The following is a 21,414-nucleotide window of genomic DNA, read 5'->3' on the forward strand; positions in this document are numbered from 1 at the left end:
GGGACGCTCGCCCGCGGGCTCGCTGCCGCCGCCGGCGCGGTGGGGGTCCTCGGTGCGCTCTCGGTCGCCGCGGTCGTCGCGGGCGAGACGGTTGGCCAGGCGTTGCCGCTACTGGAGTACGGCGTCGGCGTCGGATTGATCGCACTCGGGATCTGGGTGGCGTACGGCGGCAGTGGTGCCGTCCACGTCCTCCTGCCCGAGCGCCGGTCGACCGTTCTCGGGTTCGGCCTCTTCGGCGCGATGTACGCGCTGGCGGCGGTCGCCTGTGTCCTCCCGCTGTTCCTCGGGCTCGCGTTTCGGTCGCTGACGATGCCGCCGCTCGAGACGGCACTGGTACTCGGGACGTACGCCGTCGGGTTCGGGTCACTGACGGTCGCGATCACGGTCGCGACGGCCTTCGGCTACGCATTGGGTGCCGGCCGCATCGCCGGCTACGTCGACCGCGTGGTCCGACTGGCGGGGGTCGTGCTGGTCGTGGCCGGCCTCGGCCAACTGTACGTCGCCGCAGTCTGACGCCACCTCGGCCGCGATCCCTTCGCCGTCCTGTCACCATTAGCACCTGCCATCAGTTTATTCGGCTCTTCAGCGGCTCTGATGGGAATATGTGCGGGGGAATCGATATGCAAGTTCCACAAGGAGATCGGGTCGAACGGAGCTATGGCACCATCACAACGAACCGAATCAGAACCGACGATGCAACGATTGTACGACCGCATCTGGCTACTCGCAGCGGCAGCGCTCCTGTTTTTCGCGCTGTCGTACGTTGTATGGGGCTGGATAGACGTCTTCTCGGTTCCCATGGGGTGATTCGATGACGTCACCGATCAAACCCCCGGACGGAAACTGGTGGGACCAACCCGTCAACAGGCGCGAATCGATCTGGCTCGGGCTCGGCGTCGGCTGGTCGCTGATCCTCTTCGGCTGGATGAGCGCCTGGACCCGGGTCGGCGACCAGAACCCCATCGGCGAGACGTTCCGCGTCGAGGACGAGGAGTTCCGCGAGAAACTGACCGACTACAAAGAGCGCGCCGAGGAGACCGACGACGGCCTCGTTCCGCCGGAACAGGACGTCTATCTCCAGGCGATGCGGTTCCAGTGGGACGGCGCACCGGTCGTCCTCGAGACGGGAACGGAGTACGACTTCCACCTCAACTCGATGGACGTCCAACACGGCTTCTCGCTTCGTCCCGAGGACGCACTGAGCAAACAGATCAACCTGCAGGTGCTGCCCGGCTACGAGTGGGTCGTGCCGATGACCTTCGACGAACCCGGTACCTACCACATCATCTGTAACGAGTTCTGCGGGCAGGGCCACCGGAGCATGCACGGCACCATCGTCGTGGAGGAGGGATAACGATGGCACACAAACTAGACGTTCTCGGGCTGTTCGACAACGAGTACCGTGAGGACGGCTTCCGGACCTGCTCCGTGACGGGCCTCGAGGTCCACCGCTCCGCCGAGAACCATATCAAACTGTTCGGGCTCACGGCGGTCGTCGCCCTGTTGTACGGTGGGATCTTCGCCTTCACCGTCGCGATGACCCGCTGGGAAGTGATCGGGCTGCTCGAGCCCGGGGCCTTCTACACCCACCTGAGCCTGCACGCCTGGAACCTGCTGATCTTCTGGATGGTGTTCATGGAAATCGCCATCCTCTATGTCGGCGGGCCGATGGTGCTTGGCAGACGGCTGCCGTTCACGAAGATCGCGAAGGCCGGCTGGCTCGTCATGGCCGCCGGGGCGGTCCTGGTCAACTACGCCATCTGGACCACGGAAGCACCCAACGAGGCACCGCTGTTGACGGCTTACGTGCCGATGCCGATCTCGCCGCTGTTCTACGCGGGTGCGATCGTCTTCATCTTGGGCACGGTCGTCGCAGCGCTGCCGTTCTTCGCAACGATGTGGTTCGAGAAACGCGAAAACCCCGGCAAGACGCTGCCGCTGGTCAGTTTCGCCGCCTTCGTCACGTCGATCATCGCCGTCGAGGCGCTGGTCGGCGGCCTGCTCGCGTTCGGTCCCGCCCTGCTGTGGCGTCTCGAGATCATCGAGTGGTGGGACGCGGCCTGGTACCGCCAGATGTACTGGATCATCGGCCACGGCACCCAGCAGATCAACCTCGTGGCGATGATCGCGGTCTGGTACTTCGTGACACACGTCGTCGCGGGCGCGGAGGTCGCCAGCGAGAAGATCTCGCGGACGGCCTTCATCCTCTACCTGTTCTTCATCAACCTCGGGGCGGCACACCACCTGCTGTCCGACCCCGCCGTCTCGACCGGCTGGCGGATCTGGAACACGTCCTACGCGTTCTACGGGGCGACGTTCGCGAGCCTGATCCACGCGTTCACCATCCCTGCCGGGCTCGAGGCAGGCCGGCGTAAACGCGGGAAAGGCGGCGGCCTGTTCGGCTGGCTGACGTCCGCGCCGTGGTCGAATCCCGTGTTCTCCTCGACGATCTTCTCGATCATCCTCTTTGGCTTCCTCGGGGGGATCACGGGTGTCATGATGGGCCAACTCCAACTCAACATGACCTGGCACAACACGTTCGCGACGGTCGGGCACTTCCACGGCACCGTCGTCCTCGGGACCACGGTCGCGTTCATGGGCCTGGTCTTCTTCGTGATCCGGACGATGTTCATGCGCCAGTATATCTCCGAGCGGCTGGCCGCGATCCAGCCGTATTTCTACTCGGCCGCGATGGGCGTGGCCGTCCTGATGATGATGTACGTGGGTATCCTCTACGGGATCCCGCGCCGAACCGCCGAGGTCGTCGAGAACATCCCCGGCACCGAGTTCAGCCTCTCGGCCGCCGCACCGCTGTTTGCGGTCTTCGGGATCTTCGCCCTGCTCGCGATCGCCGGCGGCGTGTTGTTCGTCCTCGTGGCGGTCGGCTCGCTGGTCTTTGGCGACCGCGTCGAGAACGGCGACAACGCCGACCTCGTCGCCGACGGCGGCCTCGGGATGGCACAGGATCCCGATGACCCCGTCCACGCCTACGAGATGCGCGGCACGTTCGTCCTCTGTCTGGTCTTCCTCGCGGCGTTCGTGATCACGTACCTGCTGAACTGGTATCTGCTCACGCAACTCTGGTCGATCGGAGCCTAACCGATCGGCCCTGACCCCTGACGAACCGACCGCCCCTCGCGGGCGAACCGACTCTCGACCCACCGATTACCGACGCACGAATGACAGCATCCGACACCGACGCGACCGCATCGCCGCTCGAGTACGTCAGGCACGTCGTCCAACAGGCCTGGCGTGACATCTTGAGCGTGTACTACGCGAACACGCCGATCTGGCGGCTGTTCAAGAGCGTCGGCCTGCTCTTTTTCGGCTTCTTCTGCTGGACGGCGTCGAACCTCCTGTTTTCCTACGGGGTCGAGTGGACGATCCTCGAGTACGTGCGGGCCTACGGCTTCGCCCTCATCCTGTGGGGGCCGTTGACTCACGCCGTAGTCGTCCCGCTGGTGATCCGGCTCCGGCGGACCGCAAACCGGTCCATCGTCCGGACGATCGCCCGTAACGGGTCCAAGATCAACCTCTCGATCTTCCTCGCGATCGTCCTGATTCTGGGGACGGCCCCGATCTCGCCGATGATACTAGACTTCCAGCCAGCCTCCGACGACGGCTCGAGCGCGGACGTAAACCCCGATCTCACCTGTACGCGGGCGGACGGGGAGATCACCTGCGAACTCTCCGACTCCGAGGGGATCGACAGCGTCGTGGTGACCAGCGGTGGAAGCGAGGTGACACGGACCGAGCAACCGCCGTACAACGTCACGTTCCGGGAGGCCGACCTCGAGGAGACGGTCGGTCAGAAGGAGTTCATCGTCGAACTCCGCGACGAGGACGGCGAGACGCTGCGGCGGTACCGGCGGTCCATGGCGTCGGTGTCCGAAGCCTAACTCGTCACCGATCGCCGGAACGGCTCAATCGAAGACCGTGACGAGATCACCCGCCGCGAGCGGGTCCGGGGCGTTGGCTTCCCGCTCGTTCGGCTCCACCGTCGTCGCGTCGCCGTATTCGACCCTGGCTGCGCCGGTTTCGTCGACTGCGTAGACGACGCCGCTGGGCGCAGCGTCGGCGACCGAAACTGCACCGTCCTCGTGGAGTACTGACCCGACGGCACCGACTCGATAGAGGAATACGATGTGCGGGTTCTTGGCCCACAGTTCGCTGTCTTGGACGCCGTAGTAGACGTTGAGGACGCGGCCGGACCCCGAGCGGTCACAGAGTTCCTCGTGGGTCACGTACGCGTTCTCGAACTCGTGGACGAAGTCGACCACCGCGTCCGTCCCGAACTCGGTCTGTGGCTCCGGATACGGAAGCGTCGCCGCCGTCTCGTACTCGCGAGTGTCGCCGCCTTCGTCGACCGTGATCCGTTCCGACTCCCGCTTGCACTCGGGACGTACTGGCCCGTCCTCGAATCGACTCCGAACGGTCGCCTTCTCACCCCATCTTTCGGCTCGGTCCGAACCGTCGTCATCGGACCGGTCCGCGTCATCGTCGTCAGATCGATCCGTTTCGCTCCCGGTTCGACCCTCGTCGGCACCGTCGTCGAGACAGCCGGCGACCGCTCCCGTTACCGCGCCGGCCGTCGACAGCATCGCTCGTCGGTTCATATGCGAACGTGTTGGCTGACTAACTTCATAAACCCGGCTCGAGCTAAAACGGCCGTTTCAGTTATCCGGAACCGGTATCGAGCCAGTGAGACGCCCGGCGTTGGCCCTCGCGGCGTCGCGGGCCCCGGGTCACCGATCGTCCGACAGCACCGGCCGCGAGGAGTTGACGACGACGATTGCGCTGCTGGTTGCCATCGCGACGGCGGCGAACAGCGGGTTGAGCAACCCCGCTGCGGCCAGTGGGATCGCGACCGCGTTGTACAGCAGTGCCCAGCAGACGTTCTCGCGGATGCGCCGTCGCGTGCCCGCTGCGAGATCGAACACGGCGGGGACGGCGCGGAGATCGCTCCCGGTCACGACGGCGTCGGCGGCGTCGGTCGCGCGAGCGGTCCCGCTGTCGAGGGCGATCCCGACGTCCGCGGCCGCCAGTGCGGGCGCGTCGTTGGTTCCGTCGCCGACCATCGCGGTGGTCCCCTCGTCGGCGAGCCGCCGGACGGTCTCGACTTTGCCGTCCGGCGGGACGCCCGCGAAGACCCGATCGACCGCCGGATGGTCACGGAACGTCGCCGTCGCGGCTTCGTCGTCGCCCGTCAGGACGATCACCTCGCGGTCGGCGACCGACTCGAGGACCTCGCGCCACTCCGCCCGTCGGCGGTCCCCAACGACCGCGACGGCCCGCGCCCGCCCGTCGTAGCCGACGACCGTGGGAAGGTCGCCGTCGGCTCGCGCCTCGTCGATCGCCGTCTCGAGTGGCGCCGGGATCGGACCGACCAGCCGTTCGACGAGGTCGGGCGTCCCCACCACGACTCGGCGAGGGGACGTGCCCGACGGCTCGGGCGCCCGCTCCTCGGGCGCGGGCCGATCGGACGCCTCGAGACCGACCGTCGCACTCACGCCCTCGCCGGGGTGTCGCTCGAAGTCGGTCACCGCGAGATCATGATCGCGAGGTGGCAAGTCGCCGGCCGCCGCGGCGTCGACGGTGCCGCCGTCGGACGCGACCGGGCCGCCGGTTTCCGCGACCCCGTTTTCGGCCCTCTCGGCCGCAGCGTGGGCGACGATAGCGTCCGCCACCGGATGTTCGGAGCGGCGTTCGACGGCCGCGGCGAACGCGATCGCCGAGTCCTCGCCGTGGACCTCACGGACCGACATCTCGCCAGCGGTCAGCGTGCCGGTTTTGTCGAAGACGACCGTCTCGGCGGCCGACGCCGACTCGAACAGGGCCGCGTTCGCGACCACGATCCCGCGCTCTAAGGCGTCGCGCAGTCCGGATGCAACCGCCAGCGGCGTCGCCAGCCCCATGGCACAGGGACAGGAGACGACGAGTACCGTCAGCCCCGTCAACACGGCGTCGCCGACGGGCGTCCCCGTCGCGAGCCGCCAGGCCGTGACGAGGACTGCGACGGTCACGACGAGGGGGACGAAGACCGTCGCGAGCCGGTCGGCCAGCCGCTGGACGCCCGGGGTCGCGCTCTGGATCTCCCACATGAGCGTCGCGATCCGGTCGAGCGTACTCTCGGCGTCCTCGCCGACCTCGAGGACGAGCGCGCTGTCGGTCACGATCGCGCCGCCGACGACCCGGTCGCCAGGTTCCTTGGTGACCGGCAGGGACTCCCCCGTGAGGACAGACTCGTCGACCGCCGCCGTCCCCTCACGGACGATCCCGTCGACCGGAATCCGCTCGCCCGGTTTGACGAGCAGTTCGTCGCCGGCCGCGAGCCGATCGACGGGGACCGTTTCGGTCCCCTCCGGTATGCGGCGGGTCGCTTCCCGGACCTGCGCGGCGGTCACGTCCGCAAGCAGATCGGTGGCCCGGCGTTTGATCCGGCGTTCGTAGTAGGTGCCAAGCGAGACGATCATGATCACGGCGACGGTCACGTCGTAGTAGAGGTGGGTACTGCCCGTCGCCAGCGCGACCGTACTGTAGGCGTAGGCCGAGACGGCGGCGACGGCGATCAGCAGATCCATGTTCGGCTGGCCCACCCGCAGGCTGACGTACGCGCCCCGCAGGATGGGGTAGCCGGTATAGCACAGGACGCCGGTCGTCAACAGTCCGATTATCGCCATCGGCAGGTAGATTCCGACCGGTGAGGTCGCGTCGACCGAGAGGATCCCCGTCTCGATGCCGACGTAACTCGGATAGAGATAGAACAGGTACCACGGCATGATCAACATCGCGAGAAAGCCGCCGACCAGCAGCCGCTGGACCAGTTCCGTCTCGTCTCGCCGGCCGCCGTCGCCGTCGCGGAACCGCGCCTCGTAGCCGTAGCCCGAGAGCCGCTCGGGGAGATCGGCCCGCTCGAGCCGGTCGGGATCGTAGACGACCCGGGCGGTGTCGGTCGCGTAGCTCGCCTCGACGGTCAGGATACCCGGCTCGTCCTCGCCCAGCAGCGAGACGAACCCCTCGCAGGTCGAGCAGTGCATCCCGTCGACCGCCAGAAACGTCTCCTCGGCCCCCGCCGGCACCTCGCGGTCGGTCGACTCCCGCGCGCGATCGACTACAGCCTCGCGCTCGAGTCCGTCGACGTCGTCGAGGGTCGCACTCACCTCGAGACAGCCGCGACAGCAGAACGTCCCCTTGAGGTCGGCCGCGGTCACCGGTTCGTCGGGGATCGGCAGCCCGCAGAGCGAGCAGGAACTCATCTCACGGTCGAACGTCGTCGACGAGTCGGGGAAGCCGTAGTCCCGAACGAGTTCGGGTTAGCGGCCGATGATCGAAGCGGGATCACTCGCGGCCCGCCCGCCAGCGGTGGCCGGCCGTCACCGCCAGCCGCCACGGGAGAATAAAACCGAGCCCGAGGACGGCGTTGACCAGCAGGAACTCGGGCGGTGCGCCGCCGAGGAACAGCGACGACGAGCGAATGAGACCGCCGATCAGGGTCGCGGCGATCCACGCGACGGCGACGACTGCGAGGGTGCGCCGAACCGACTCGAGGACTCGTCCCCGATAGGCCCCGAGAAGCGGCGCAGCGATCGCCCAGCCGATCACGAACGGGGTCGCCGTTCGAAGGGTGTAGGCCGGGAACGTCCATGGTTCCATCGCGTGCATGAACAGGCCGACGCCGATGAACGCCACGACGACGAGCGCGTCGACGACGGCTACCGACAGGACGAACGGTTCGGTGACGATTCGACCGACCGACTGTGGCTGTATGCGGGATTCGATCATACTAGTCCTCGAGCGCCGCACGGACCGACGAGACGGGCCGTGATCGCCGGTGGCCTGGTACGGAGCGACTCGTTTGGGCCGACGCTCCCGTCGGATGCGGTTCCTCTCCCGAACGTGTTCTGCCGATCCGATCGGTCCCCGGTATCACCGGAGCCGGTCAAGCAGCCAGATGTGCGAGGATTTCGTCGGTGAGCCGCGCCGGCGCTTCGTGTGGCACCCAGTGGCTCGTCTCCGGGAGCAACTCGAGCCGCCCGTCGGCACACAGCATCGCGCTGTCGACCGCCAGCGAGGGGACGAGCGCGACGTCGTCCTCGCCCCAGACGACGAGCGTCGGCGGCTCGATCGGCTCGGTCGGGGACCGAGGCGGATACCGGGCGGCCGCTCGATACCAGTTCAACATCGCCGTCAGCGCCCCCGTTCGGTCCCAGGCCCGGCGGTAGCGGGCCAGCTCGTCGTCGCGAACCGTTCTCGGGGCGGCCGTCCCACGAAGGGCCCGCTCGAGAACGCGGTAGTCGTCGTAGCGGGCGACGCGTTCGGGAAGCCACGGCACCTGGAACCAGAGGGCGTACCAGCTCCGGCGCAGTTGCGCCGGGTTCGATACGAGCTGGCGTTGGTAGGCGGTCGGATGCGGAGCGTTCACGATAGTCAGCCGGTCGACGACCTCGGGGTGGTGGGCCGCGACCGACCAGGCGACCATGCCGCCCCAGTCGTGGCCGACGACGGCCGCGCGTTCGCGATCCTCGGTCCCGATCAGTTCGACCACGTCCCGCGTCAGTTCGGTGAGACGGTACGAACCGACGCCGTCGGGTTTCTCGCTTCGGTTGTAACCGCGCTGATCGGGCACGACGATCCGATAGCCGGCATCGACGAGCGGCCCGATGACCCGCCGCCAGCCGTACCAGAACTCGGGGAACCCGTGGAGCAAGACCACCAGCGGCGCCGACTCGTCACCGGCGGCGACGACGTGCAGGTCGACCCCGTTGACCGTTCGGCGACTCGAGTCCAGTTCGACCGACGAAACGGTCGCCTCGAGTACCGCGTCCGAAGCGCGTCCGTGTGGCTCCATGCCGCCGACTTGACCGAGATCCAACATATCCGTTTGGGTCGGCCACGCTCGAGAGTCGCCTCCCGCTGGGAGTGGGACCGATGAAGGGGCTGAATTCGTGCCGGTCGACGAAATCAAACGGAGGAGGGTATTTAATGGACCCTCATATCCGGGGAACCGACGATCGGATTACTATCCGACGGGAAGCATCGTGATGGTTGATCATACGTCCACCACTATCTGTAGATAGGACAATGACCCAATCCAATCTCACCCGACGGCGGGCGATGCAGGCGATCGGAGCGACCGGCGCGTTGGCAGTCGCCGGCTGCCTCGGTGGCGACACGCAGACCGACAGCGGGAACGGCGACCAGTCGGCGGCTGAGGACGAGGGGCTGCCGGCAGCCAAAGCCGTCGATGTCGACCGCATCGCGCGGGATCCGACGGACATTCCGGACCCGGTCGACTGGAACGAGCCCCGCGAACACGACGTCACGATCCGGACCGAGCGGGTCACGGCCGAGATCGAGCCCGGGGTCACCTTCGACTACATGACCTTCGAGGGGCAGGTTCCCGGGCCGATGCTTCGAGTGCGCCGCGGCGACCGGGTGAACCTCACCTTCGACGTCCCCGACGACCTGAACGTGGCCGCTCACAACATGGACTTCCACGCGGTCTACGGCCCCGGCGGCGGTGCCGACGCGACCACGATCGCGCCCGGCGACGACCCCACCCAGATCAGCTTCACCGCCGACTACGCGGGCGTGTTCATCTACCACTGTGCGATCCCGAACATGGACCAGCACATCAGTAGCGGTATGTTCGGCTCGATCCTCGTCGAACCCGAGGACGGCCTCCCCGAGGTCGACAACGAGTTCTACCTCGGCCAGCACGAGATCTACACGGACGGCGACCTCGGCGAGGAAGGCCACCACGGCTTCGACTTCGATGCGATGCTCAAAGAGGAGCCGACCTACGTCGTCTTCAACGGCCAGGCCTACGGCTTCACCCCCGACGGCGGCGTCCCCATGGAGGCCAACACCGGCGAAACTGCGCGGGTGTACTTCGCCAACGGTGGCCCGAACCTGCTGAGTTCGTGGCACGCGATCGGCAACGTCTGGAGTCGCTTCTACCGCGACGGCGACCTCCTGACCGACCCCGATCTGAACGTCGAGACCGCTCCCGTCGCCCCCGGTACCACCGCTGCGGCCGAAATGGAGTTCCCCGTCCCCGGCCCCGTCAAGATCGTCGACCACGCCCTGACTCGTGCCGCCCGCCGCGGCGCCCTCGGCGTCGTCGACGTCAGCGGCGACCCCACCCGCGACATCTACGACGAGGACCCGTGAGCGGGATCGGATCCGGACGACTTTTTTGCGCGTGACGCCATCCGTCGCGAGTCGACCTCGAAACCGACGCGTCGCGTCCGACGGCGGAGCGTCATCAGGTCCAGACGTGGAGACAATCGGTCGAACAGAAGTGGAGGTCGACCGACTCCCGTCCGTCCGGTTCGACGTAGGTCGTCAACGTGTACGCGACCGCGTCGGAATCGCAGTTGTCACAGTGCATACGGCCACGGTCACGACGACCACCCTTGAGTATCGACCTGTTAAAATATCGTTCTCGTGATTGTTCGGCGAGTAAGACAGTATTGGAACGCGACAATCACGGGTTGACCGTCGGTCGCGATGCCGCTCAGGCCGGCGCGCCGCCGTCGGCCTCGAGCAGTTCCTTGTAGCGGTTGCGGATGGTGACCTCGGAGATGCTGGCGACGTCGCTGACGTCGTTTTGGGTGACCTTCTCGTTGGTCAGGAGGGCGGCGGCGTAGACGGCGGCCGCGGCGAGGCCGACCGGGGACTTGCCGCTGTGGACGCCGCGTTCCTTGGCCGTCGACAGGAGGTCGCGAGCGCGGCGTTCGGTCTCATCGGCGAGATCGAGATCGCTGGCGAACCGGGGGACGTAGCTCTCGGGATCGGCCGGCTGGACCTCGAGGCCGAGTTCCCGGACGACGTACCGGTAGGTACGGGCGATCTCGGCTTTCTCGACGCGGGAGACGGCGGCGATTTCGTCGAGACTGCGGGGGGTGCCGGCCTGTCGGGCGGCGGCGTACAGCGACGCCGTGGCGACACCTTCGATCGACCGACCCGGCAACAGGTCCTCCTCGAGGGCACGCCGATAGATCACGCTTGCAGTCTCGCGGACGTTCTCGGGGAGACCGAGGGCAGAGGCCATCCGGTCGATCTCGCCCAGCGCCTGCTTGAGGTTGCGCTCCTTGGAGTTACGGGTGCGAAAGCGCTCGTTCCAGGTACGCAGGCGCTGCATCTTCTCGCGTTGGCGACTCGAGAGCGAGCGGCCGTAGGCGTCCTTGTCCTGCCAGCCGATGTTGGTCGAGAGCCCCTGGTCGTGCATCATGTTGGTCGTCGGCGCGCCGACGCGGGACTTCTCGTCTTTCTCGGCGGCGTCGAACGCGCGCCATTCGGGGCCGCGGTCGATCTCGTCTTCCTCGACGACGAGGCCACAGTCCGTACAGACCGTCTCGGCACGTCCGTCGTCGGAAACCAGTCGGCCACCACACTCGGGACACTCGGTTCGCTCGTCGGCGGTCTCGGTCGATGTCTCGGACTCGGTTTGGCGGGGCTCGTCGCTTCGCGTTCGGATGGGTGAGTCTGTCATTGTCAGCGAGACGGGTACCAGTGGCTGGAAAACGTTCTCGTTACCCATATAACGGAATCATGTCAGTTAAACGCTGGGATCGAGACAGTCCGCGGCGGGCAGCGGTCGGCGGACGGTTCGACGGCCCCGCGGTATCGAAACCCTTACTCTCCGGAGGCCGGTCTGACCACGTATGAGCGACGACGCCGTCAGTCCCGAGGAGGTCCGCCACGTCGCGGAGCTGGCCCGCGTCGACCTCGACGACGAAGAGGTCGACCGGTTCACCGGGCAGTTCGCGGACATCCTCGAGTACTTCGAGACCCTAGACGAGGTGCCGGCAGTCGATCGGGACGCCGATCTCGCGAACGTGATGCGGCCCGACGAAGAACGCGAATCGCTCTCGAGCGAGGACGCGCTCCGGAACGCGTCGGAAACCGAGGACGGCTACTTCAAGGGGCCCAACGTCTCGTAACCATGTCCGAGGACATTTTCATCACCGAAGAGCGGATCGAGGGAGCCGACGACGGCCCGCTCGCCGGTCGGACGGTCGCGGTCAAGGACAACATCTCGACCGAGGGGGTCCGGACGACCTGCGGCTCGCGGATGCTCGAGGACTACGTCCCGCCCTACGACGCGACGGTCGTCTCGCGGCTGAAGGAGGCCGGCGCGACCATCGTCGGCAAGGCCAACATGGACGAGTTCGGCATGGGGACGACCACCGAGACCTCCTACTTCGGCGCGACGGACAACCCCGCCGCGCCGGGCCACGTTCCCGGGGGCTCCTCGGGGGGTTCCGCGGCCGCCGTCGCCGCCGGCGAGGCCGACCTCGCGCTGGGGTCGGACACCGGCGGCTCGGTCCGCTGTCCCGCCGCCTTCTGCGGCGTCGTCGGCATCAAGCCCACCTACGGCCTCGTCTCGCGGTACGGCCTCGTCGCCTACGGCAACAGCTTAGAGCAGATCGGCCCCTTCGGCGAGACCGTCGAGGACGCCGCCGAACTGCTGGACGTGATCGCCGGCAGCGACGAACGGGACGCGACGACACGCGAGGCGCCCCTCGAGGCCGATGAAACCTACGCCGACGCCGCGACCGGCGACGTCGATGGGCTCTCGATCGGCGTTCCGACGGAGCTGCTCGAGGGAGCCGACGAGGGAGTCGTCGAGACGTTCTGGGACGCCATCGCCGACCTGGAGGATCGGGGCGCGGAGTACCACGAGGTCTCGCTTCCCTCGGTCGAACACGCCGTCGAGGCTTACTACGTGATCGCGATGTCGGAGGCTTCGTCGAACCTCGCGCGGTTCGACGGCGTCCGCTACGGGCAGTCGGGCGGCTACGACGGCAACTGGAACGAGACCTTCGCGAAAGCGCGCGAGGAGGGGTTCGGCGACGAGGTCAAACGGCGGATTCTGCTGGGGACCTACGCACTCTCCGCCGGCTACCACGACAAGTACTACAAGAAGGCCCAGGACGCCCGCGCGTGGGTCAAACAGGACTTCGACGATGCCCTCGCGGAGGCGGACGTCCTCGCCAGCCCGACGATGCCGGTTCCGCCGTTCGAACTCGGCGAGAGCCTCGAGGATCCGCTGCAGTTGTATCTCGCCGACGCGAACACCGTGCCGGTGAACCTCGCGGACCTGCCCGCGATTTCGGTGCCGGCCGGCGAAACGGACGGGCTCCCCGTCGGCCTCCAACTGATCGGCCCCGCATTCGGCGAACGGCGGCTGATCCGAGCGGCGAGCGCGCTCGCCTGAGACGGATTGCTGTCCCGATTTCCCGGCGCAACCGCTGCCCGGGTCGCGGTTGCGCCGGCAATGACTGACAGGAAACCGTCTGAACGACGGATAGATTTTTGTGTACGTCTGTCAATCCTCTGCGTACCGAACGGTTCACTCGAGGGGACTTATGAAAATCGCACAGGATCAGGAGGTCGAATTCGACGAATTCTCGCGGGCGTGTGATCTCGTCGAGAGCTATTTCGGGGAAACGATCGATGACGTCGCATTGCACGCGCCGGTTTCCCGCCGGCAACTCACCGCGGTCCTCGCGCGCGCACAGTTGTCGGGCCGACAGCTCGCCATCGACGGCCTGACCGAGGAGGGCGAGGTCGTCTATCAGTCCGACGACGAAACGCTGCTGTGGCTCGACGGCGGGTTCTGGACCGACATGCGGGGCCAACACCACCTAGAGCCCGACGAGGGACGGGCCGCACGCGAGGTCCACCGGCGACTCATCGAGGCGTTGGACGGCGACGTCCCCTACTACAACCGCGAACGCGACCCCTTCGTTCTCATCGAGCGGTTCGATCCCTACGAGTGATCGATTCCGCCGGGCCGCCGGGGTCGGCTCCCGACCCGACGCACAGTGTCTCGACGTCCGGCGTATTCATGTCCCGCTCTTATTTATCAACGAACCGTAACTAGCCCGTGTCCGTCGCGCCGGATCCCGCCGAGATATTCGATCGGGCCGTCGACGAGGGCCAGCGACGACTCGAGCAGTCGCTGCTCGAACTCGCGGCGACCAGCTTCATCGCGGGGTTTACGATCGTCTTCGGCATCGTCGCACTCGGCGTCGTCGACGGGCTCGTCGAACCGCAGTTCGGCGAGGCCGCACACGTGGCTGGCGCGCTCACCTTCGGCGTCGGCATGGTGTTTCTGGTCGTCGGCCGCACGGAACTGTTCAACGAGAACTTCTTCGACCCGGTCGCGGCGGCGACCGCTCGGGACGGGTCGTGGCTGTTGCTCCCGCTGGGTCGCCTGTGGACGGTCACGCTCGTCTTCAACCTCGTCGGCGGGTTCCTCTTCGCGGTCGTCTTCGCCGTCGACGGGGTGCTGCCGCCGGAGTCGGCACACGCGCTGTCCGGCACCGCCGAGGGGATCGTCAACCGACCGGCGAGGGGAATTTTCGCGAGCGCGATCGTCGGCGGGGCGCTCGTGAGCCTCCTGTCGTTCCTCCTGGCGGCGGCCGACAGCGTCGGAAGCCGGCTCGCGCTGGCCTATCTCGTCGGCTTCCTGTTGGCGCTTGGCCCCTTCGACCACGTGGTCGTCACTGCGATCCACGTCTTCTTCGGGTACCTCTTCGACGCGGCGATCGGTTCCGGCGCGCTCGGGGAGACGATCGCCGTCTCGGCCGCCGGCAACGTCGTCGGCGGTATCGGGCTGGTCACGTTCGCTCACGTCGCGCAGGTGCGGGGCGCGGACGGACGCGACGACTGACCGGGGCGAGACCCAGCGCTCGAGCGGCTCTCGATCGAGAACCGGCAACCGATGAAAGAGCGGTGGTCCGTCGACGCGGTCGACGGGTTACTCCTCGTAAGCGAGGTTCATGATCCACTGGGAGAAGGCGTCGCTGTTGGGGTCGACCTCCTCCTCGCCGATAAACGGTGAGAGCATGTCGCCGGCCATCAGCAGGGTGAAATCGAGGTCACGGGCGGTCGGCGAGATGTAGTAGGTGTTGTGTCCCTCGTAGACGGTCTCCTCCCGGTCGACCAGTTCCTTCTCGACGAGCGACTCGACGATTCGACTGCCCTTCCGCGAGGAGACGTCCAGTTCCTTCCAGAAGTCGCTCTGGTGGATACCGCCGGACTCGCGGACGAGTTCGAGGCCCGCGCGCTCGGCCTCGGTGAGTTCGGCTTCGGCCGCGGACACGCTCACGGCCACCACCTCGCCGTGTGCGTCGCTACAGGCAGGAGTGCGTCCATACCCATACCAGATAGTGCGAGCCGCTTAAATGTGCCCTTCGCCGTCGATCGCCGGATCCGCTCCGTCGGCGTCGACGGCCCCCGACACGCGTTCGGGGAGAGAGACCGACTCGTAGCTCGTCCGACAGGGCGGCCCCGGTGCGAACTCGTATCGTGTCGTCTCGGGACCGAGCGCGAGCAGCGACGACGAACGGGTCCCGAACCCGTCCCGGTGAATGCAGACGCCGTAGTCGTGGTCTCCCAGCACCGATCCCCCGCGCTCGAGCCAGTCGCCGACGGTCTCGCCCGATGCCGGCGCGAGCGCATCCCGGACCGCTCGAGCGTTGTCCGCCTGCGCTCGGCCGACCGCCGCTCGATCCGCCGGGACGTCGACATCGTCGTCGACCGCGACGTTGACGACGACGTGGACGCCGGGCTCGAACTCGGTCAGCGTGAGGTCGCCGTCCCACTGGTAGCAAAACGCCTCGTCGGCGTCGGCGACAACCAGATAGAACCCGCTGTACTCGTCGGCCTCGGTCGCGTCCGCCACGATCGAGCGGGCTTCGGCGGCCGAACGCGCCTCGAGGACGTCGGCGACGAGCAGCCCCCGAGAGCGGTCGCCGGCGAGATCGGCGGTGGCCCACTTGTTCGTGAGGCCGACGAAGACACCGTGTTCGTTGTAGCCGATCCAGGTGCCGCCGGCTTCGGCGTCACGCGGCGCGACGATCAGCGGGTCCTCGCGGTAGACGCCCGGCGGGTCCGACGCCCGGCCGATGGCTTCGTCACGGTTCGCGGCGACGGCGACCGGTGCCTCCTCGAAGACCTGCCAAGCGAGCGTGAGCGTACACACGGCTCCGGGTAGGGCGGCAAGCGGCTTAACTCCGGGTCCGGCGGCAATCCCGTGGGTTCCGCCCAGCTATCCTGTAGTGTGGTACCGATCCTGTAGCGGCGTTCGATACAAAGGGTTCTTCAACGATTAGGAGTGGGATCCGAGACACATCTGATGCTGGCTCACACAATCGTGAGTAGCGACGATACGCAGACGACCGCCGAACGGAACGGCGACGAGCGCAGTGGGGTCGAACGATGAACGTCGGTCGACTCCTCGGCCTCGAGGACGCCTCGCGGGGAGAGATGGCCCTGTTTTTCGTGACGATGGGCGTGATGCTCTCGCTTGGGATCGTTGGATTCCTGCGGCCGTCGGCATTGAGTAGTGCGCTCATTGGGGCGAAAAGCTGGGTCCTCGTCTACTTCGGCTGGTGGTTCATCCTGCTTGGGTTCGTCCTGCTGGTCGCCGCGACCGCGTTCACGGCCTCGCGGTACGGCCGGATCCGGATCGGCGGCCCCGACGCCGAGCCCGAATTCGATCGCTTCTCGTGGCTATCGATGGTCTTTACCGTCGGGTTCGGCGCGTCAGTCCTCATCTGGGGCGTGGCGGAACCGGTTTCGATCGTCCAGTATCCCCCGCCGGATCCCGCGCCGGTCCAGAACGCATCCACCGAGTCGATGGCGCTCGCGTTCATGTTCATCCACGAGGTGTTCCCGGGGCTGGCGATGTGGTATCTCCCCGTCGCGATCGCCTTCGGGATCGCGGTCTACACGGACGGCATCGGCGAGTACAAGATCAGTTCGATGCTTGCCGGCGTCGTCGACAAGGGTCGAATCCCGGGCCTCTACTGGCTGGTCGATCTGGCGGCGCTGATCGCCACGATCGGCGGCATCGCGACGACGCTCGGGTTCAGCGCACAGACGATGTCCTCGATCCTCAGCGGCGTCTTCGGTCTCGAGGCGCGGATACTCACCTACGCGGTGTTCGCGCTGATCGGGCTGGTCTTCCTCGGTGACGTCTGGCTCGGCCTCCGGAAGGGGATCCGTAACGCGGCCCGGGCGACGGTGATCCTCATCGGCGCCGCGATGGCCCTACTCGTGGTGATCGGGCCGACGCTGTACATGCTCGAACTCCACCTCGACGCGACCGGCGTCTGGCTCAGCAACCTGTTCCGGCTGTCGCTGTACACCGCGCCGGGGGCCGAGGGCAACTGGGCGGCCGACTGGACCGGCTTCTGGTGGGCCTGGTGGGCCGCCTGGAGTATCTTCGTCGGGAGCTTCGTCGCTCGCGTCTCGAAGGGCCGCACGATCAGGGAGCTGTTCGCCGTCCTCGTGCTGGTCCCGACGCTGTTTACCTGGATCCAGCACGGTCTCATCGGCGGCTGGGCGCTCGCACCGGGGTATCAAGCCCCAATCGCGGAGGCACTGGCCGCGTCGGGCAATCCCGCAGCCATCGCGAAAGCCCTCGAGATCACGCCGTATGGAACGATTCTCGCCGTACTCTTCGTCTTCATCATCGCCGGCTACATCATTACCTCGCTCGACTCGGCGGTGTTTATGATTTCGGCGATCACGCTCGGCGACGAGAACCCGAACCCGCGAAACCGCGCGTGGTGGGGTGCCTTGCTCGCCGTCTTCGGGATGATGTCGCTCGAACTCGAGGAGTTCAGCGCCATCGAGTCGCTGTCGGTGACGATGGCGCTGCCGTTCTCGCTGTTCCTGTTGCTCGTCCTGTACGGCAGCTACGTCGTCGCCAGAAACTACGTTCGCGACAACGAGACGCCGGTCTCGGAGCCGCCGACCCGCCGTCAGCGGCCGGTCTCCGAGAGCGTCTCCGACGACGACTGACCAGCGACGCGGGAGACTACCCGCTCAGGTCGGTCCCGTCCGTAAGTAGACGCTCGCGGACCGCCTCGCGGTCGACGGTCCCCGATGCCGTCCGGGGAAGCGAGTCGGCGACGCCGACCGTCTTCGGCCGCTTGAACCCCGCGAGGCGCTCGTCGCAGTGAGCGAGCAGGGACGCCGGCTCGAGCGATGCGGCTGCCCCCGCTTCGGGGGCGACGAGCGCCGCGACCCGTTCGCCCCACTCCGGATCGGAGAGACCCACGACCGCGGCGTCCGCGACAGCTGGGTGGGACCGCAGCGCCGCGACGACCTCGCCGGGGTCGACGTTCTCGCCGCCGGTGACGATGCGGTCGCTGCGGCGATTGAGGACCCACAGCCGGCCGTCTGCATCGCGGTAGCCGACGTCGCCGGTGTGGAGGCCGTGGTCGTCGAACGCCGCCGCGGTCTCGGCGGCGTCGAGATAGCCCGGCGTCACCGTCGGCCCCGAGACGACGAGTTCGCCCTGTTCGCCCGGTCCGAGAACCGTGCCGTCCTCGTCGACAACAGTCACGTCGGTTCCGGAAAGCGGCTTGCCGACCGTCCCCTCGTGGGCTGCGGTCTCGGCCGGTGTCGCCGTCGCGATCTGGGAGGCGGTCTCGGTCATGCCGTAGGTCGGGTGGGCCGGCACGCCCCGCTCCCGACAGCGCTCGAGCAGTTCCCGCGAGGCCGGGGCACCGCCCAGCAGAACGAACCGCAGCGATTCCGGCGGTTCCCAGCCGGCCTCGAGCAGGCGCTTGCACATCGTCGGCACGAGCGAGACGCCCGTGATATCGTACTCGTCGACGACGCGGGCGGTGTCGCGGGGGTCGAACTCGCGCTGGATCACGGCGGTCGTTCCGTACAGCGTCGACCGGACGATCGGTGCCAGCCCGCCCATGTGATACATCGGCAGGCAGCAGAGCCACCGGTCGGCCGGCAGGACGCCGAGCCGGAACGCCGAGGCGGTCGCGCTGGCGACGAGGTTGCCGACCGTCAGTCGGACGGCCTTCGGCTCGCCCGACGTGCCCGACGTGAACATGAGCAGATGCGTGTCGTCGCGCTCGAGCGCGACCGGCGTCACGGACGCCCCGTCGATCGGCTCGAGCGGGTCGACGCCGTCGCGATCGGGGGCGTCGACCGAGCGGATCGGGGCGTCCGTGACCTCGAGGGCGAGTTCTTCGGTCGCCGCCTCGCAGACGACCGCGTCGACGGCGGTTCGTCGGACCTTCGAGGCGAGTTCCGCTGCCGTTTCCCGGACGTTCAGCGGGACGACCGTGACGCCGAGTCGCATCGCGGCGAAGTAGACCTCGGCGAACGCGACGCGGGTGTCCATGAGGATACCGAGGCGATCGTCGGGGCCGGAGACGAGGCTCTCGAGTCGCGCCGCGACGGCGTCGACCCGCCGGTCGAACGCCCTGTACGTCCACGATCGGTCACCGTCGGCGTCGACGAGTGCCGTCGCGTCCGGCGTCGTCGAGGCACGACCGGCGAGCAGGTCCCGCGTCGGCCACTCGAGGCCGCCGGTCATCGGTCACCCCAGACGTCCGAGACGCCCAGTCCCTTCGCCTGCGGGACGACGGCCGACCCCTTCTCGATCAGGACGGGATCCCGGCCCAGATCCGTCGCGAGCAGATCGCCGGTTGCCAGTCCGCAGGCCGGCACGTCGGGGATCGCGGCCGCCAGATGTACCGCGCCGGTGCGCGCGACGACCCCGTCGATGGTGGTCGTCACCAGCGGCGCGACCTCGAGTTCGGACAGCCACGCGGCGACCTGTCGAGCGACGTCGATCCCGCCCAGCGCCATCGGCTTCAGGACGACGACGTCGGCCGCCCCGGCGTCACAGATCGCGTCGACGCCGTGTTCCAACAGCCCCTCGTCGAGCGCGATCGAGACGCCCGGGCTCTCCTCGCGGAGGTCGGCGTGACCCTCGAGCGCGCCCGCCGGGAGGGGCTGCTCGAGGATCGAGACGCCGCAGTCGGCAAAGCCCTCGAGCGCCGACTGGGCCTCCTCGAAGGTCCAGGCCTCGTTGGCGTCGGCCCGCAGTTCGATCCGGTCGCCGACGGCCTCGCGGACTCGGCGGACGCGTTCGATGTCGTCCTCGACGCTCCGGAGGCCGACCTTCAGCTTGCAGGTGGTAAAGCCCCGATCTACGGCCGCGCGGGCCGCGGCGACCGTCTCGTCCGGTGAGCCGTCGCCGATCGTCGCGTTGACCGGCACCCGCCCGACCATCGGCCCCTGTCCGAGGTAGCGATACAGCGGCGTCGACTCGCGGGTCGCCTGCAGATCGGCCAGTGCCAGCGAGAGGGCGTGACGGGCCGCGACCTGCCGGTCGACGGCCTCGAGGGCCTCGCTCGGGCCGTCGGTTCGAAGCGCCTCCTGTGCGCGCTCGAGGGCGCGCTCACAGTCCTCCCGGGACTCGGTCCAGCCCGGCAGCGGCGTCGCTTCTCCGTAGCCGACGGCCGGCTCGTCGCCGGCTCCGTCGCTGCCGTCGTCGGCCTCGTCGACCAGTCGGACGAGAAAGCCGTCCCGGGACGCGATCGTCCCGTCGGCCGTCTCGAGCGGCTCAACGAGGTCGAGCGAGAAGGGACGATACGCAAGCGAGAGGTCCTCGGCGGCGCTCATAGCAGCACCAGCCCCCCGGCGAAACAGACGGCATAGATCGCGAGCAGCTTGCCGGTCGCCTCGAGCGCGGGGTTGAGCGCCTCGCCATCGGTTCGGGTCAGGACGGTTCGCGCGATCGTCGCGGCGTAGGGCAGCGTCACCAGCGGGAGCAACACACCGGGTCCGACGTCGGTCGCGAGCCAGAACCAGCCCGGAACGACGTAGGCGATCGCGAGCATGGCCACGTACTCCACGCGACTCCAGCGGTAGCCCAGCCGGACCGCGAGGGTCCGTTTACCCGCCTCGGTGTCGGTCTCCTTGTCCCGGACGTTGTTCACGACGAGAATCGCCGTCGAGAGCCCGGCGATCGGCAGGCTCGCGATCACGGCCTCGAGCGGGACGGTGCCGTCGGGGATCGTCGTCGCGAGCGGCTCCGCGAGGACGGCCGCGGCCTGTACGTAGTAGGTCCCGGTCACGGCGACGAGGCCGAAGAAGACGAAGACGAAGAGATCACCCAATCCGTGATAGCCCAGCGGATAGGGGCCGCCGGTGTAGGCCCACCCGCAGAAGACGCTGACGAGCCCCACGACGAGGATCGGAACGCCCCCTACGTAGACGAGATAGGTCCCCGAGCAGATCGCCAGTCCGAAGGTGACGATCGTCGCGAGCTTGACCTGTGCGGGCGAGATGAGCCCCGACTGGGTGACCCGGGTAAAGCCCTCCCGGTCCTCGGTGTCGGCCCCCTTGACGGCGTCGTAGTAGTCGTTCGCGAAGTTCGTCCCGATCTGGATCAGCGCCGCACCGACGAAGGCCACGATCGCCGGCAGCGGCGCGAACACGCCCTCGACGGCCGCCAGCCCCGACCCGACGATCACCGGGGCCGCGGCCGCGGGCAAGGTCTGCGGGCGGGCCGCCATCAGCCACGCCTTCGTCCGTGATGTCTCGACCTCGGCCGAACTCATGGTTCGAGTG

General features: G+C 67.7%; 22 protein-coding genes. 11 read left to right on the forward strand and 11 right to left on the reverse strand.

All coding sequences use genetic code 11. The annotated features are described in order from the left end of the window. The 5 genes from ACSBP4_RS15685 to ACSBP4_RS15705 form a co-directional block, all read left to right on the forward strand. Positions 1-513, forward strand: a 513-nt coding sequence (locus ACSBP4_RS15685) for a cytochrome C biogenesis protein (protein ID WP_435552777.1), incomplete at its 5' end; no start/stop codon positions are given. 144 nt (positions 514-657) lie between these two features. After that, the gene (locus ACSBP4_RS15690; RefSeq protein WP_158413745.1) at positions 658-807 is read left to right on the forward strand and encodes a hypothetical protein; all 150 of its coding nucleotides are present in this window, start codon (positions 658-660) and stop codon (positions 805-807) included. A 4-nt stretch (positions 808-811) separates the two neighbouring features. After that, complete coding sequence (locus ACSBP4_RS15695) at positions 812-1,354, forward strand: cytochrome c oxidase subunit II (protein WP_006181565.1); 543 nt, start codon at positions 812-814, stop codon at positions 1,352-1,354. 2 nt (positions 1,355-1,356) lie between these two features. After that, on the forward strand, positions 1,357-3,099 hold the full coding sequence (locus tag ACSBP4_RS15700; RefSeq protein WP_006648757.1) for a cytochrome c oxidase subunit I: 1,743 nt from the start codon (positions 1,357-1,359) through the stop codon (positions 3,097-3,099). A gap of 80 nt (positions 3,100-3,179) precedes the next feature. Then, positions 3,180-3,899, forward strand: coding sequence for a hypothetical protein (locus ACSBP4_RS15705; RefSeq protein WP_435552778.1), 720 nt, complete (start codon positions 3,180-3,182; stop codon positions 3,897-3,899). A gap of 24 nt (positions 3,900-3,923) precedes the next feature. Here the strand turns inward: ACSBP4_RS15705 and ACSBP4_RS15710 are convergent, their stop codons facing one another. The 4 genes from ACSBP4_RS15710 to ACSBP4_RS15725 all read right to left on the reverse strand — a co-directional run bounded on the left by ACSBP4_RS15710 (position 3,924) and on the right by ACSBP4_RS15725 (position 8,848). Beyond that, positions 3,924-4,616, reverse strand: coding sequence for a hypothetical protein (locus tag ACSBP4_RS15710; RefSeq protein WP_435552779.1), 693 nt, complete (start codon positions 4,614-4,616; stop codon positions 3,924-3,926). A gap of 129 nt (positions 4,617-4,745) precedes the next feature. Further along, positions 4,746-7,256 (reverse strand): heavy metal translocating P-type ATPase, encoded by a 2,511-nt coding sequence (locus tag ACSBP4_RS15715; RefSeq protein WP_435552780.1) that lies wholly within the window; start codon positions 7,254-7,256, stop codon positions 4,746-4,748. 82 nt (positions 7,257-7,338) lie between these two features. Beyond that, entirely contained in the window at positions 7,339-7,782 is a 444-nt protein-coding gene (locus tag ACSBP4_RS15720) for a DUF3054 domain-containing protein (protein ID WP_006648753.1), read from the reverse strand. Positions 7,783-7,939: 157 nt separating this feature from the next. Next, positions 7,940-8,848 carry an alpha/beta fold hydrolase gene (locus ACSBP4_RS15725; protein WP_435552781.1) on the reverse strand — a complete coding sequence of 303 codons (909 nt, stop codon included), beginning with the start codon at positions 8,846-8,848 and terminating at the stop codon, positions 7,940-7,942. 266 nt (positions 8,849-9,114) lie between these two features. On the opposite strand from ACSBP4_RS15725, the gene nirK reads away from it, so the two are divergent. Beyond that, positions 9,115-10,173, forward strand: a complete 1,059-nt coding sequence (gene nirK, locus ACSBP4_RS15730) for a copper-containing nitrite reductase (protein WP_435552807.1) — start codon at positions 9,115-9,117, stop codon at positions 10,171-10,173. A 94-nt stretch (positions 10,174-10,267) separates the two neighbouring features. Here the strand turns inward: nirK and ACSBP4_RS15735 are convergent, their stop codons facing one another. Both ACSBP4_RS15735 and ACSBP4_RS15740 read right to left on the reverse strand, forming a co-directional pair. Next, positions 10,268-10,393: a hypothetical protein gene (locus ACSBP4_RS15735; RefSeq protein WP_006180829.1), complete on the reverse strand. Its 126-nt coding sequence runs from the start codon at positions 10,391-10,393 to the stop codon at positions 10,268-10,270. A 126-nt stretch (positions 10,394-10,519) separates the two neighbouring features. Beyond that, entirely contained in the window at positions 10,520-11,497 is a 978-nt protein-coding gene (locus tag ACSBP4_RS15740; RefSeq protein WP_435552782.1) for a transcription initiation factor IIB, read from the reverse strand. Between the two features lie 172 nt (positions 11,498-11,669). Between ACSBP4_RS15740 and gatC the strand changes: the two genes are divergently transcribed. From gatC to ACSBP4_RS15760, 4 genes are all read left to right on the forward strand, one after another. Next, positions 11,670-11,948, forward strand: coding sequence for an Asp-tRNA(Asn)/Glu-tRNA(Gln) amidotransferase subunit GatC (gene gatC / locus ACSBP4_RS15745; RefSeq protein ID WP_006180831.1), 279 nt, complete (start codon positions 11,670-11,672; stop codon positions 11,946-11,948). Between the two features lie 2 nt (positions 11,949-11,950). Then, a complete protein-coding gene (gene gatA / locus ACSBP4_RS15750; protein ID WP_049964272.1) occupies positions 11,951-13,225 on the forward strand; it encodes an Asp-tRNA(Asn)/Glu-tRNA(Gln) amidotransferase subunit GatA in 1,275 nt (424 codons plus the stop codon). A gap of 151 nt (positions 13,226-13,376) precedes the next feature. Continuing rightward, complete coding sequence (locus ACSBP4_RS15755; protein ID WP_049964271.1) at positions 13,377-13,790, forward strand: hypothetical protein; 414 nt, start codon at positions 13,377-13,379, stop codon at positions 13,788-13,790. 107 nt (positions 13,791-13,897) lie between these two features. Beyond that, positions 13,898-14,686 (forward strand): formate/nitrite transporter family protein, encoded by a 789-nt coding sequence (locus ACSBP4_RS15760; RefSeq protein ID WP_435552783.1) that lies wholly within the window; start codon positions 13,898-13,900, stop codon positions 14,684-14,686. Positions 14,687-14,773: 87 nt separating this feature from the next. On the opposite strand, the gene ACSBP4_RS15765 is transcribed toward ACSBP4_RS15760, so the two are convergent. Beyond that, positions 14,774-15,124 (reverse strand): helix-turn-helix transcriptional regulator, encoded by a 351-nt coding sequence (locus ACSBP4_RS15765; protein ID WP_006180834.1) that lies wholly within the window; start codon positions 15,122-15,124, stop codon positions 14,774-14,776. A 72-nt stretch (positions 15,125-15,196) separates the two neighbouring features. Then, the gene (locus ACSBP4_RS15770; RefSeq protein WP_435552784.1) at positions 15,197-16,000 is read right to left on the reverse strand and encodes an NRDE family protein; all 804 of its coding nucleotides are present in this window, start codon (positions 15,998-16,000) and stop codon (positions 15,197-15,199) included. 236 nt (positions 16,001-16,236) lie between these two features. Here ACSBP4_RS15770 and ACSBP4_RS15775 point away from each other — a divergent pair, with 236 nt between their 5' ends. After that, positions 16,237-17,826 carry a BCCT family transporter gene (locus ACSBP4_RS15775; RefSeq protein WP_049964268.1) on the forward strand — a complete coding sequence of 530 codons (1,590 nt, stop codon included), beginning with the start codon at positions 16,237-16,239 and terminating at the stop codon, positions 17,824-17,826. 16 nt (positions 17,827-17,842) lie between these two features. Here the strand turns inward: ACSBP4_RS15775 and menE are convergent, their stop codons facing one another. Genes menE through ACSBP4_RS15790 form a run of 3 tightly spaced genes read right to left on the reverse strand, consistent with a single transcriptional unit; the run spans position 17,843 to position 21,404 of the window. Next, positions 17,843-19,369, reverse strand: a complete 1,527-nt coding sequence (gene menE, locus ACSBP4_RS15780; protein ID WP_435552785.1) for an o-succinylbenzoate--CoA ligase — start codon at positions 19,367-19,369, stop codon at positions 17,843-17,845. After that, a complete protein-coding gene (locus tag ACSBP4_RS15785; RefSeq protein ID WP_049964266.1) occupies positions 19,366-20,463 on the reverse strand; it encodes a mandelate racemase/muconate lactonizing enzyme family protein in 1,098 nt (365 codons plus the stop codon). The genes menE and ACSBP4_RS15785 overlap by 4 nt, the downstream gene beginning before the upstream one ends. After that, the gene (locus ACSBP4_RS15790) at positions 20,460-21,404 is read right to left on the reverse strand and encodes a 1,4-dihydroxy-2-naphthoate polyprenyltransferase (RefSeq protein ID WP_373633673.1); all 945 of its coding nucleotides are present in this window, start codon (positions 21,402-21,404) and stop codon (positions 20,460-20,462) included. Before ACSBP4_RS15790 ends, ACSBP4_RS15785 begins: the two co-directional genes overlap by 4 nt. Positions 21,405-21,414: the final 10 nt, after the last annotated feature.

Origin of the sequence: Natrinema sp. CGMCC1.2065 (assembly GCF_051225675.1) — an archaeon.
Classification (GTDB): Archaea; Halobacteriota; Halobacteria; order Halobacteriales; family Natrialbaceae; genus Natrinema; species Natrinema thermotolerans.